The sequence below is a fragment of the uncultured Roseovarius sp. genome (genome assembly GCF_913054395.1).
GTDB lineage: Bacteria > Pseudomonadota > Alphaproteobacteria > Rhodobacterales > Rhodobacteraceae > Roseovarius.
In genome coordinates this window covers 1-12,058 of record NZ_CAJXIP010000108.1, presented here as the reverse complement: position 1 = coordinate 12,058, position 12,058 = coordinate 1, and the positions used below count along the sequence as shown (strand labels likewise).

General features: G+C 61.9%; 11 protein-coding genes. 4 read left to right on the top strand and 7 right to left on the bottom strand.

Going from position 1 to position 12,058, the window contains the following annotated elements; all coding sequences use genetic code 11:
• Window positions 1–48 precede the first annotated feature (48 nt).
• The 3 genes from QZ522_RS13905 to QZ522_RS13895 are packed head-to-tail and all read right to left on the bottom strand — an operon-like array spanning window position 49 to window position 3,194.
• Entirely contained in the window at window positions 49–1,320 is a 1,272-nt protein-coding gene (locus QZ522_RS13905) for a folylpolyglutamate synthase/dihydrofolate synthase family protein (protein ID WP_294612697.1), read from the bottom strand.
• Complete coding sequence (gene accD / locus QZ522_RS13900; protein WP_294612695.1) at window positions 1,317–2,246, bottom strand: acetyl-CoA carboxylase, carboxyltransferase subunit beta; 930 nt, start codon at window positions 2,244–2,246, stop codon at window positions 1,317–1,319. Before accD ends, QZ522_RS13905 begins: the two co-directional genes overlap by 4 nt.
• 60 nt (window positions 2,247–2,306) lie before the next feature.
• Complete coding sequence (locus tag QZ522_RS13895) at window positions 2,307–3,194, bottom strand: CPBP family intramembrane glutamic endopeptidase (RefSeq protein WP_294612692.1); 888 nt, start codon at window positions 3,192–3,194, stop codon at window positions 2,307–2,309.
• 99 nt (window positions 3,195–3,293) lie between these two features.
• On the opposite strand from QZ522_RS13895, the gene ilvD reads away from it, so the two are divergent.
• The 4 genes from ilvD (at window position 3,294) to QZ522_RS13875 (ending at window position 6,958) form a co-directional block, all read left to right on the top strand.
• Window positions 3,294–5,021 (top strand): dihydroxy-acid dehydratase, encoded by a 1,728-nt coding sequence (ilvD, locus tag QZ522_RS13890; RefSeq protein WP_294612689.1) that lies wholly within the window; start codon window positions 3,294–3,296, stop codon window positions 5,019–5,021.
• Window positions 5,002–5,700, top strand: a complete 699-nt coding sequence (locus QZ522_RS13885) for a hypothetical protein (RefSeq protein ID WP_294612686.1) — start codon at window positions 5,002–5,004, stop codon at window positions 5,698–5,700. Before ilvD ends, QZ522_RS13885 begins: the two co-directional genes overlap by 20 nt.
• Before the next feature lie 98 nt (window positions 5,701–5,798).
• Window positions 5,799–6,557: a DUF6478 family protein gene (locus QZ522_RS13880; RefSeq protein ID WP_294612683.1), complete on the top strand. Its 759-nt coding sequence runs from the start codon at window positions 5,799–5,801 to the stop codon at window positions 6,555–6,557.
• Window positions 6,558–6,580: 23 nt separating this feature from the next.
• Window positions 6,581–6,958, top strand: a complete 378-nt coding sequence (locus QZ522_RS13875) for a hypothetical protein (protein ID WP_294612680.1) — start codon at window positions 6,581–6,583, stop codon at window positions 6,956–6,958.
• Between the two features lie 253 nt (window positions 6,959–7,211).
• Here the strand turns inward: QZ522_RS13875 and rmuC are convergent, their stop codons facing one another.
• The 4 genes from rmuC to QZ522_RS13855 form a co-directional block, all read right to left on the bottom strand.
• Complete coding sequence (gene rmuC, locus QZ522_RS13870) at window positions 7,212–8,381, bottom strand: DNA recombination protein RmuC (RefSeq protein WP_294612677.1); 1,170 nt, start codon at window positions 8,379–8,381, stop codon at window positions 7,212–7,214.
• Window positions 8,378–10,240: a DNA mismatch repair endonuclease MutL gene (mutL, locus tag QZ522_RS13865; protein ID WP_294612674.1), complete on the bottom strand. Its 1,863-nt coding sequence runs from the start codon at window positions 10,238–10,240 to the stop codon at window positions 8,378–8,380. Before mutL ends, rmuC begins: the two co-directional genes overlap by 4 nt.
• 130 nt (window positions 10,241–10,370) lie before the next feature.
• The gene (locus tag QZ522_RS13860) at window positions 10,371–11,696 is read right to left on the bottom strand and encodes an ammonium transporter (RefSeq protein ID WP_294612672.1); all 1,326 of its coding nucleotides are present in this window, start codon (window positions 11,694–11,696) and stop codon (window positions 10,371–10,373) included.
• 24 nt (window positions 11,697–11,720) lie between these two features.
• On the bottom strand, window positions 11,721–12,058 hold a 338-nt coding region (locus QZ522_RS13855), incomplete at its 5' end, for a P-II family nitrogen regulator (protein ID WP_294612671.1).

The following is a 12,058-nucleotide window of genomic DNA, read 5'->3' as shown; positions in this document are numbered from 1 at the left end:
GGGGGCGCCCCATGGGCCGCCCCGACGCCCCTCCCCGCCACAATGACTTCAGCCGTTTTCCCGCAGGATATGTCCGGCAAGGTACAGGGAGCCGCAAATCAGTACCCGGCACTCAGGATCCCGGGTCAGGATCGCCTGCAGCGCCGCCGCCACACTCTCCGCAACGTGACTGGTCAATCCCACCGACCGCGCCGCGGTCTCGGTCTCTGCCGCGGAAAGGGTCGCCGCCTCGCCGGGTATGGACACCGCCGTCAGGCTCAGCGCCTCAGCGGCAAGCGGCCGCAGATACCCGGTCACATCCTTGGTGTTCAACATGCCGCAAATCAGATGCGTGGGGCGGTTCGGCAATCGGGCCAACACCTCCGCCAGAGCAAGCCCCGCCGCCGCATTGTGCCCCCCGTCGAGCCAGAGCTCTGCCGCGCCTGCGGCCGCCACCAAGGGACCGGTCCTCAGGCGTTGCATCCGGGCAGGCCATACGGCGTTTGCCAGTGCCGCCTCGCAGCCCATCTCGGAGGCGCCCAGATGGCGCAGAACAGCCAGCGCAGCGCCTGCATTCTGCACCTGATGCGCCCCGATCAACGCACGCAGCGGTAAATCCAGCAGCCCCCGTTCGTCCTGATAAACCAGTCGCCCGGCCTCTTCGGTGACATGCCAATGCTGGCCATATGCAATCAGCGGCACGCCGAGCCGCGCGGCGGTGGTCTCGATCACCTCCATCGCTTCGTCGGGCTGCGGCCCCACGACAACAGGCACGCCGCATTTGATGATCCCCGCCTTTTCGGCGGCAATTTTGGCCAGCGTATCGCCCAGGAATTGCTCATGGTCGATGGAGACCGGGGTAATCACCGAAATCGCGGGCGAGATCACATTGGTTGCATCCAGCCGCCCGCCGAGCCCCACTTCCAGCAGCGTGAAATCCGCAGCCCTGCGCGCAAACGCCAGCAAGCCCGCCACGGTGGTGATCTCGAAATAGGTGATCGATTCACCGCCATTGGCGGCGTAACATTCGTCAAGCACCGCCGTCAGATGCTCTTCCGAGATCAGGTCGCCGGCAAGCCGGATGCGTTCGTGGAACCGCGCCAGATGAGGCGAGGTATAGGCGTGTACGCGCTTGCCCGCCGCCTCAAGTCCGGCGCGGATCATTGCCTGGGTGCTGCCCTTGCCGTTGGTGCCCGCAAGATGGATCACCGGCGGAAGATCGTTCTGCGGATTGCCGAGCGTGTCCAACAGGCGCCAGACACGATCGAGCGTGAGGTCGATGATTTTCGGGTGCAGCGCCATCATCCGTTCTAGAATGGCGTCGGATGTGGGGGCGCTCATTTCTTGGCGGGCTTCTTGCTGGATTGTGTCGCGGCAGTATCGGCCGCCGGTGCGGGCAGGTCGCCGCGCACAACGGGCGAAAGCCCCATCAGCATGCGGGTAATGGTGATCAGCTCGTCACGCATCTCGGTGCGCGGCGTCACCCGGTCAAGCATGCCATGCTCAAGAAGGTATTCGGCGCGTTGAAACCCTTCGGGCAGTTTCTCGCGGATTGTCTGTTCGATCACCCGTGGCCCCGCAAAGCAGATAAGCGCGCCCGGCTCGGCGATATGGACATCGCCAAGCATCGCATAGGACGCGGTCACGCCGCCGGTGGTCGGATGGGTCAGCACCACGATATAGGGCAGGCCCGCCTCGCGCAGCATCTGCACGGCCACGGTGGTGCGTGGCATTTGCATGAGGCTAAGGATGCCCTCTTGCATGCGCGCGCCACCCGCCGCCGAAAACAGGATCAGCGGGCGCTTGAGCTTTACGGCCGTTTCCGCCGCGGCAATGATCGCATTGCCCACATACATCCCCATTGAGCCGGCCATGAAGCTGAAATCCTGGGCGGCGGCGACGATCGGCGTGCGGCCAATCTCGCCTGTGGCGACAAGCATCGCTTCTTTCTCGCCGGTGGACTTCTGTGCGCTCCGAAGCCGGTCGGGATATTTCTTCTGGTCGCGGAAATGAAGCGGATCGGGATTCGGTTGCGGCACGTCGATCTCGGAAAAGATGCCGCCGTCAAACAGGCCCGCAAAGCGGTCGCGCGGGGTGATCGCCATGTGATGACCGCAATTGGTGCAGACGTTGAGATTGCCGCTCAGCTCGCGGTGAAACAGCATGGTGCCGCATTCATCGCACTTGGACCACAGGTTTTCGGGCACTTCGCGGCGCGAGAAGATCGAGTTGATCCGCGGGCGCACGTAATTGGTGATCCAGTTCATCGGGCCGGTCCCTCAGTTGTATATCGACCCTGAAATAAGCGGCGCGAACGGGAAATGCAATCAGCGTCGCAACGCCAGCCGGATTGTCAGCCAGCCACAGACCAGGACCATTATGTCAATCGGCATGAAGGCCCAGAATGCATCGCTATCCTCCATCGAGAACGGATAGGAATAAAGCGCAAGCCCGTCGAACTGTCCCTGGGGGGCGGTAATCAGTATGGCGCCGAAATTGTTGATGAAATGAAGCGCCGTCGCCGGGCCGAGCGTGCCGAACCGGGCCGTAAGATCGCCAGCCGCAAGGCCAAAGGCCCCGGCCCAGAGAACAACGATCCAGGCATGCGTGTCAAAGGTGCCCGGATCAAAATGCAACAGGGCAAAGCCGGTCGAGGGCACCCCGATCCAGATCAGCGGCGAGGAAAACCGCGCCGCAAGCTGGCTCTGGAGATAGCCGCGAAACACCACCTCTTCGGCAAAGACCTGAAGAAACAGGCCGACAAGCGCGAGCGGTAAAAACGCCAGCCATGTGCCAAAGACAAGGTTCGGCACGGGCTCCATCCCGCCGGGCATGGGCAGCATCATGACCACTGCGTAAAGCAAAAGCATCGCAAGCAATGCGCGGCGAAACTGGCGTCGCGCCAGGGCAAGCGGACCGACGAGTGTCAGGAACCCGCGTTTGTGCACAAGCCGCAATGCAATCGCGAGGGCGGCGATCAGCAGGGCAAAGATGTACAGGTTCACCAGCACCCCGACCGGGCTTGTGGCGGTTTCAATGGTGGGCGAAATGTACGCCCATGTGTCCGGCGCAAAGGCCCAGGGCAACAGCTCGGCATAGCCAAAGCTGAGGCTCAGGAACACCAGCACGCAGAGCGCCGCACCGCCGAACAGGTAGGGCAGCCCGGCGGTTGCGCGCGCGGGCGCCACAAGGCTGTCATGGGCTTCATATCGCATGATGGGCACGCTATCCGGGCTTGCGGGGTGTTGCAATCGGCTTGCCTGTCTTGCTGCTCTGGCCTAGACCGTTGGCCAGCGTTTACCGGGAGGCCCCTCATGACCAAATTCGACAAAGCCAAACTGCCCAGCCGTTATGTGACAGAAGGTCCCGCGCGGGCCCCGCATCGGTCGTATTACTATGCGATGGGCATGAGTGAGGCCGAGATTCACCAGCCGCTTGTCGGTGTTGCCACCTGCTGGAACGAGGCGGCACCCTGCAACATCGCGCTTAACCGTCAGGCACAGTCGGCCAAGATGGGTGTCAAAGAGGCCCACGGCACGCCGCGTGAATTCACCACCATCACCGTCACCGACGGCATTGCAATGGGCCACGAGGGCATGCGCAGCTCGCTGGCCAGCCGCGAGGCGATTGCGGATACGGTCGAACTGACCATGCGCGGTCATTGCTATGACGCGCTTGTCGGTCTGGCGGGCTGTGACAAGTCGCTGCCGGGGATGATGATGGCGATGGTGCGTCTCAACGTGCCGTCTGTGTTCCTTTACGGGGGGTCGATCCTTCCGGGCCGCCTTGATGGCAAGGATGTCACCGTGCAGGATGTGTTCGAGGCCGTCGGCCAGCATCAGGCCGGCAATCTGAGCACCTGCGACCTTGAAAAGCTCGAAGCGGTGGCATGTCCTTCGGCGGGTGCCTGTGGCGGTCAGTTCACGGCCAATACAATGGCCTGTGTCTCCGAGGCGATCGGCCTTGCCCTGATGAACAGCTCTGGCGCACCGGCACCCTATGAAAGCCGCGACCAATATGCCGAGGCCTCTGGCCGCGCGGTGATGAACCTTCTGGAAAAGAACATCCGCGCGCGCGATGTGGTGACACGCAAGGCGCTGGAAAACGCGGCGCGGGTCGTGGCCTGTACCGGCGGGTCGACCAATGCCGGTCTGCACCTGCCGGCGATTGCCCATGAAGCCGGGATTGATTTCTTCCTTCAGGACGTTTGCGACATCTTCCGCGACACGCCTTATTTCGTCGATCTGAAACCCGGCGGCGCCTATGTGGCCAAGGATCTCTACGAGGTCGGTGGCGTGCCGGTGGTGATGAAGGAACTGCGCAAGGCGGGCCTGTTGCACGAGGATTGCATGACTGCCGATGGCACCACCATCGGCGAGTCGCTGGACAAGATCACCCGCGAGGCCGATGGCCGCGTGATCTATCCGATTTCGGCCCCGATCAGCAAAACCGGCGGTGTTGTCGGCCTCAAGGGCAATCTCGCCCCTGCTGGCGCGATTGTGAAAGTCGCTGGCATGACCGAGGAACAACAGGTCTTTACAGGCCCCGCACGCGTGTTCGAATGCGAAGAAGACGCCTTTGAGGCGGTCAAGGCACGCTCTTACAAAGAGGGCGAAGTGCTTGTGATCCGCAACGAAGGTCCCGCAGGCGGCCCCGGCATGCGCGAAATGCTGGCCACCACGGCCGCGCTTTCGGGGCAGGGCATGGGCAAGAAGGTGGCGCTTATCACCGATGGGCGTTTTTCCGGCGCGACACGCGGTTTCTGTGTCGGCCATGTCGGTCCCGAGGCGGCGCATGGCGGGCCGATTGCCCTGCTCAAGGATGGCGACATGATCACGCTCAACGCCTTGACCGGCGAATTGTCGGTCGCCCTCAGCGATGACGAACTGGCTGCACGCAAGGCTGACTGGAAAGGCCCGCGCGAGACGATCTATGCAAGCGGTGCCCTTTGGAAATATGCGCAACTCGTAGGCGAGACATATAAAGGCGCGGTGACCCATCCGGGGGCCAAAGCCGAACGTCATGTCTATATGGACCTCTGATAAAACCGTGGCCCGGCGATTGATGCGCCGGGCCTTTTTGCCTCTCCTGATCCTGCCGCTCGCCGCCTGCCTTGAGGGCGTGCCCGGCGACGGGGCGGGTGCGCCTGCGCTTAGCACGGTAAGATTTTTCGATGGCGATGTGACCGTATCCGGGCCGCGCGGCTATTGTATCGACCCCCAAAGCCTCAGGCGTGCACCGGACGGCAGCTTTGCCTTGCTTGCCAGTTGTGAAAGTCTGACTGGCACCGTCGGGGTGCTTGTCGACCCGGCGGTGATGACGGTATCGGTTTTGCCGCGTCAGCCCGGCGTGGTTCAGCCCGACTCAGCCGCCATGACCCGCGCCCTGGCCCCGGACGAGGTTTTGCAGGCCTATGACGGTGACGGAATATCGCTGGTCCGGGTCAGGACCGCCGGGCCTGCCGCGCTGCCCGAGGGCGATTTATCCTATTGGCGCGCGGGCATGGTCATCAACGATCATCTGATCGGCCTGGCGATCTATGCACCGATGGGCGGCGTTGTCGCGGGCCCGGCAGGGCGCGCCCTTTTGACGGATCTGGCCGAGACTCTGCGCAAGCAAAGCCCCGAGCGCAAATTTGCACCCGATGCGGAGAAAACCGGCGCCGGGACCCTACCGCAGGCGGCCACGCAACCGCCGGTACAAGCCAAGCAGGGTTTTTGAATGGATTGTTCCCAAGGCAAGGTTAATGCTATGTATTGGATTATCGGGCAGAGTGTTGGTGCAGCACGTCCAGACAAGACTTACGTGGAAATATCCGAATGAAATTTCTAGATTTGGCTGTGCACCGTCAGGCGCTTCGAAAATGGAGCCAGACCGCGCGCAACGCCCCGATGTTGAGCCTTGCCGATCTGCGCAAGGAACGTGCCCGCGCCCGTAAGCTTATGTCTTCGTTGAATGAAGTGATCTCGATCGCTGATAACCGTCTGGCCTTGCCGATGATCGGATCCAACGCCTTTCCCAAGCCGCATGGCACCGATTGGTCCTGGCGCCCCGAGCTTTGGCGTGAACCGTTGCCCGTGCCGGGCATGGCCTCGGTCCGGTCCAAGTCGATGCTTGGGCGCGAGGTGACATTGTTTCACGATTGTGCACATTCCGAGCTTTCCTTGCGACAATTGCGCAACAGCCGCGAGGCGGATCTGGCGCCCTACGGGCTTCGGATGGATGTGTTCGCCTTTGACGGCTCGTTTCTGTCGGTGGTTCTGGATTTCCCGCAAGAGGTGGTGAACGGGTTGACCCGCAGGCATCTTTTGAGGATGGATACGATTGTCGCAATGGAAAAGCCGCTCGAGATATTCGCGCGCCTCAACATCAGGCATGGCCCCAATACCGAACAGATCGTGCGCGAACTGCCGCTGCACGAGGATGAGATCATGGTCGAATTCGATCTGGCCTATTCCAACCTCAATGAAAAGCGGGTGGAACGGGTGTGGATCGACCTGATCTTTGAAAACCCGCAGATGAGCCAGGTCGTCTTGCGCGATCTCACCTTTAGCCGCCGCCCGCGCGCGGAATTGTAAGACTTGCACGAAAGGACCCCTGAATGAGTGAGCTGACGCTGACCAAGACGCGCCTGTTTGAAGGGGTTTGGGAAGGGGTTCTGACCTGTGACGGGGACGGGAATTACCAACCCCAACTCGAGGTGATGCATCTTCAGGAAACCGTGCCGGGCGTCGAGGTGATCGAAAAACCCGAAGAGCGTCTGTGGGTCGTGCGTGTCCCGGTGCCGCCCGCGGCGATTGCCGACGGCGTGCAGACCTTTGTGATCCGCGATGCCCGCACGCGCGAGGTTCTGGACAGTTTCGCGCTCTTGTCCGGCGATGTGCTCAGCTATGATATCCGCTCGGAAATCGCGCTTTTGCGCGAAGAACTTGACCTCTTGAAACGTGCGTTCCGGCGGCATTGCCTGGAAACGATGTAACGCGCATCTGTGACAGCCTGACGCATCCCTTTCATGGGGCGCAGGGCTAGCTCTTCATTGTCGGTACAACCAATCAATGGAGGACGTAACATGTTCAAAGGGCTCGGACTTTCCATCGCGATCATCACCGTCGGCATGCTTGGCCTGCCGGTGGCTATCCTGGCCGCTCTCTGACACTTATCTTGTTTCACAATCGGGTCGGGAACGCAGAGAGTGCGCATCCCGGCCCTTTTGATGCTCCGGTATCCCGAGCCTAGCCGTCCTTCGGCAGGGCGACGATTGCGGGTTCGGCCTCGGGGGCGAGTTCCTCGAAATCAAAGTTGTCCAACCGCCGGGCGCGGCGCCCGGCCTTGTCGGCGGAAATCTTGATATCCGAGATGTCCTTGGCGGCCTGATTGAAATGCCGGTCAAGGTTTTCAACCCGCGTTCCCAACCGCTCGACATCGCCGAAAAGCAGGCCCAATTCGCGCCGGATTGCCCCGGCCTGTTCGCGCATGCGCGCATCCTTGAGAATCGCGCGCATGGTGTTGAGCGTCGCCATGCAGGTGGTTGGCGATACGATCCAGACCTTTGCCGCAAAGCCGTCGCGCACCAGTTCGGGAAAATTCGCGTGCAATTCGGCATAGACCGCCTCTGAGGGCAGGAACATCAGCGCACCATCGGCGGTTTCGCCATCGAGAATGTATTTCTCTGAAATGTCGCGGATATGTTTCCTGACCGAGACCCGCAGAAACTTGGCAGCTTCGTTCAATTCCCAATCGGTCTTGGCGCGGCGCAGGGCCTCATAGGCTTCAAGCGGGAATTTGCTGTCGATGCAGATCGGGCCGGGCGGGTTGGGCAGGTGGATAAGACAATCCGCGCGCCGCCCGTTCGAGAGCGTGTGTTGCAGGCTATAACTGTCCGAGGGCAGGGCCTTGGTCACGATATCGGTCAGCTGAATTTCACCGAATGCGCCACGGGTCTGTTTGTTGCTGAGGATGTCCTGAAGCGACAGAACATCGCCCGAAAGCTTGGTGATATTGTCCTGTGCCTTGTCGATCGCCTGAAGCCGCTGTTGCAGGTCGCCAAGCGATTGCGCGGTGCGGCGGGCCGAGCCTTGCAGGTTCTCCGACATCTCCTCCGAGACATGCGCCAGACGCTTTTCCATCAGTTGCAACAGATGCGATTGCGCCGCGGCCTGTGCCTCGGAAACATGGTTAAGCCCGCCTGCAAGCTGGTGCTGCCCGTCGCTTAGCCCCTGCACACGAAGGCCCAATTGGCCGACCTGCTGGGCCAGCGGTTCGGCGAGTCTGGCAGACCGTGCAGAGGCGCGCACAGCCATGATCAACAGGATCAGTATCAGCAGGACAAACCCGGCCCCGATGAGGGCCGCAAGCACAAGCGGATCGCTGAGCGAAAACTGGGTGTCGCCGATCTGGATCATGTGCGACCGAACAGGCGTTCGATGTCCGACAGCCGAAGCTCGACATAGGTGGGGCGCCCGTGGTTGCACTGGCCCGAAAGTGGCGTGCGTTCCATCTCGCGCAGAAGGGCGTTCATTTCCTCGCCGCTCATGCGGCGCCCCGAGCGGATAGAGCCGTGACAGGCGACCCGTGACAGGATCGCGTCGATCCGCGATTTAAGGGTCTGGCTGTCGCCCTGATCGGCCAGCTCGTCGAGGATGTCGCGCAACAGGGCCGGGGCGTTGATCTGGCCCAGAATGGCCGGGGTTTCGCGCACCGCGATGCTTCCCGGTCCGAAGGGTTCGATGACAAGGCCAAGTCGCGCAAGATCATCCGCCGCGTCGATCAGGCTGGCACAATCGGCCTCTGACAGATCGACGATATCGGGGATCAAAAGCGCCTGCGAGGCAACGCCGCTATCGGCCATCTGCGCCTTGAGACGTTCATAGACAAGCCGTTCATGCGCCGCGTGCTGATCGACGATGACCATGCCGGTTTCGGTCTGGGCGATGATGTAATTCTCGTGCACCTGCGCGCGCGCGGCCCCAAGCGGCAGGGCGGTTGCGGGGGGCTCGTCCGGCTCTTGCGCGCCGGTCTCGATTGGGTCCGGCTCGACCCGTGCGCTATAGGCTTGTTGCATATCGGCAAAGCCCGGCGCTTGCGCCTGATAGCTCAGGGCGCGGGCCGCCGAAGACGGGCGATCCATCTGGTAGACCCGCGCGCCTTCGGGGGCGGTCGGTTCGCGGCGAAACGCCCCAAGCGTGGCACCGGCAACCGTGCTTGAGGCGCGATGGCCTGCCTCGGCCAGGGCATGGCGCAGCCCCGATACGATAAGCCCGCGCGCAAGGCCGGGATCGCGAAAGCGGACCTCGGATTTGGCCGGGTGCACGTTGACATCGACCAGCGTCGGGTCACAGTCGAGAAACAGCGCCGCCGCCGGGTGGCGGTCGCGGCTAAGGACGTCGTTATAGGCGGCCCGCAGCGCGCCATAGAGCATCTTGTCGCGCACCGGGCGGCCATTCACGAAGAGATATTGCGCCACCGAAGAGCCCCGAGAATAGGTCGGCAGGGCGGCATAGCCGGTCATGTTCAGCGCCTCGCGGGTGGCCTCGATCCGCAGGGCGTTCTCGGCGAAATCCGACCCGAGCACGCGCGCCAGACGGCCATGCAGGGCATCGAACAGATCGCCGCTTTCGGCATCGGCGCGAAAGGTCACCCGCCCCTCGCCGCCTCCGGACACATCGCGCAGGGTAAAGCCGACAAAGGGCTCTGCCATGGCAAGGCGCTTGATGGTGTCGCTGATCGCCTGGGTTTCGGCGCGATCTGTGCGCATGAACTTGAGCCGCGCGGGCGTGGCATAAAACAGATCGCGCAGCGTCACGGTCGTTCCGGCATTCAGGGCGGCGGGTTTGATCGCGCCCGCCTGGCCGCCGGAGACCGAGATTTCGGCGGCCTCGAACCCGCGCGCCCGCGAGGTGATCGTCAACCGGCCAACCGCACCAAGCGAGGGAAGCGCCTCGCCGCGAAACCCGAAGGAATGGATGTTGAGAAGGTCCGAGCCGTCGATCTTGGAGGTGGCATGACGCGCCAGCGCCAGCGGCAATTGCTCGGGCGGAATTCCGCATCCGTCATCCACCACGCGGATCAGTGTCTTACCGCCATCGGCAATTGCCACCTCGATCCGCGTCGCCCCCGCATCAAGGGCGTTTTCCACCAGTTCCTTGACCGCAGACGCCGGGCGTTCGACCACCTCACCGGCGGCGATACGGTTGATCGCGCCCTCGTCAAGTTGGCGAATTGTCGGCTGGGCCGGGTCTATATTGGGGTTGGCGATGCTCATACCGCAAGACTTAGCACGGCTTTGGGCGATTCTGCCAGATGCGCCGGGCGGCTTGCGCCAATCCCGCATAAAAAGCCCGGGCGCGAACGCCCGGGAAAATCTCTTCTGGCTGAACAGGGAAGAGGAGGAATCAGCCTTTGGAGAATTCTGGATAGGCCTCCATGCCCAGCTCTGCCATGTCGAGGCCGTTGATCTCGTCCTCTTCGGTGACGCGCAGGCCAAAGATGCCCTTCAGCAGCAGCCAGACAACGGTCGAGGCGACAACAACAAAGGCGCCGACGATCAGGATCGAGATGATCTGGGTGCCAAAGCTTGCATCCGAGTTGGTCAGCGGCACGGCCAGGGTGCCCCAGATGCCGGCGAAGAGGTGCACCGGGATGGCGCCCACGACGTCGTCGATCTTGAACTTGTCGAGCATCGGCACGGCAAAGACCACGATCGCGCCACCGACACCACCGATCAGCACCGACGAGATAAGCGAAGGCGTCAGCGGTTCCGCAGTGATCGACACCAGACCGGCCAGGGCACCGTTCAGGATCATGGTAAGGTCGGGCTTCTTGTACATCAGCTGAGTCAGCAGCAGGGCAACAACGGCGCCCGCAGCAGCGGCAGTGTTGGTGTTCGAGAAGATGCGGCTGATGTCGGCCACGTTACCGGCGGTATCCATGTAAAGTTGCGAGCCGCCGTTAAAGCCGAACCAACCCAGCCACAGGATGAACGTCCCCAGGGTGGCAAGCGCAAGGTTCGAGCCGGGGATCGGGACAACGCGACCGTCCTTGGCATATTTGCCGATACGCGGCCCGAGGATGATGGCGCCTGTCAGGGCAGCCCAGCCACCGACCGAGTGCACGACGGTCGAACCGGCGAAATCAAGGAAGCCCATATCGTGAAGGAAACCACCGCCCCATTTCCAGCTCGCCTGAACCGGATAGATCACAGCCGTCAGGACGATGGTGAACATCAGGAAGGGCCACAGCTTGATCCGCTCGGCCACGGCACCCGATACGATCGAAGCGGTCGCCGCACAGAACATCAGCTGAAAGAAGAAATCCGAGCCGACCGAAGCATAGGTAAGATCAGGTTCCGCACCCGCAAGGCCAACCGGCTCCAGTGCGGTGATCGAAAAGGCGCCAAGGATGCCCTGTATCGACCAGCCATCGCCCGGATACATCAGGTTATACCCCAGAACGAAGTAAAAGATCGAGGCGAGCGAAAACAGCGCCATGTTCTTGGTAAGCTGCATCGCGACGTTCTTGCCGCGTACAAGTCCCGCTTCGAGCATGGCAAACCCGGCGGCCATGAAAAACACCAGAAAGCCCGAGACGAGGAACATGAAGGTGGTGAAGATAAACCCGATATCGGCGTTTGTAGGCGTCGTATCGGCCTCTTGTGCAAGGCCTAGCTGCGGCAGCGCTATAAGCGTTGCGGCAAGGCCAAGTTTGGTCATGGAATTCATTGTAATGTCCTTTCCCCTGCGCACTTAAAGCGCGTCGTCGTTGGTTTCGCCGGTACGCACCCGCACGGCCTGAGCGATGTCGAGAACAAAGATCTTGCCATCACCGATCTTGCCGGTGCGTGCGGTCTTGGTGATCGTCTCGACGACCTGATCGGCCATTCCGGCGCTGACCCCGATCTCGAGCTTGATCTTGGGTACGAAATTCACGGCGTATTCGGCGCCGCGATAGATTTCCGTATGCCCGGATTGCGAGCCGAAGCCCTTGATTTCTGTAACCATCATGCCGCGGACCCCGATATCGGTCAGCGCTTCGCGGACCTCTTCGAGTTTGAACGGCTTTATCGTTGCAATGATGAGTTTCA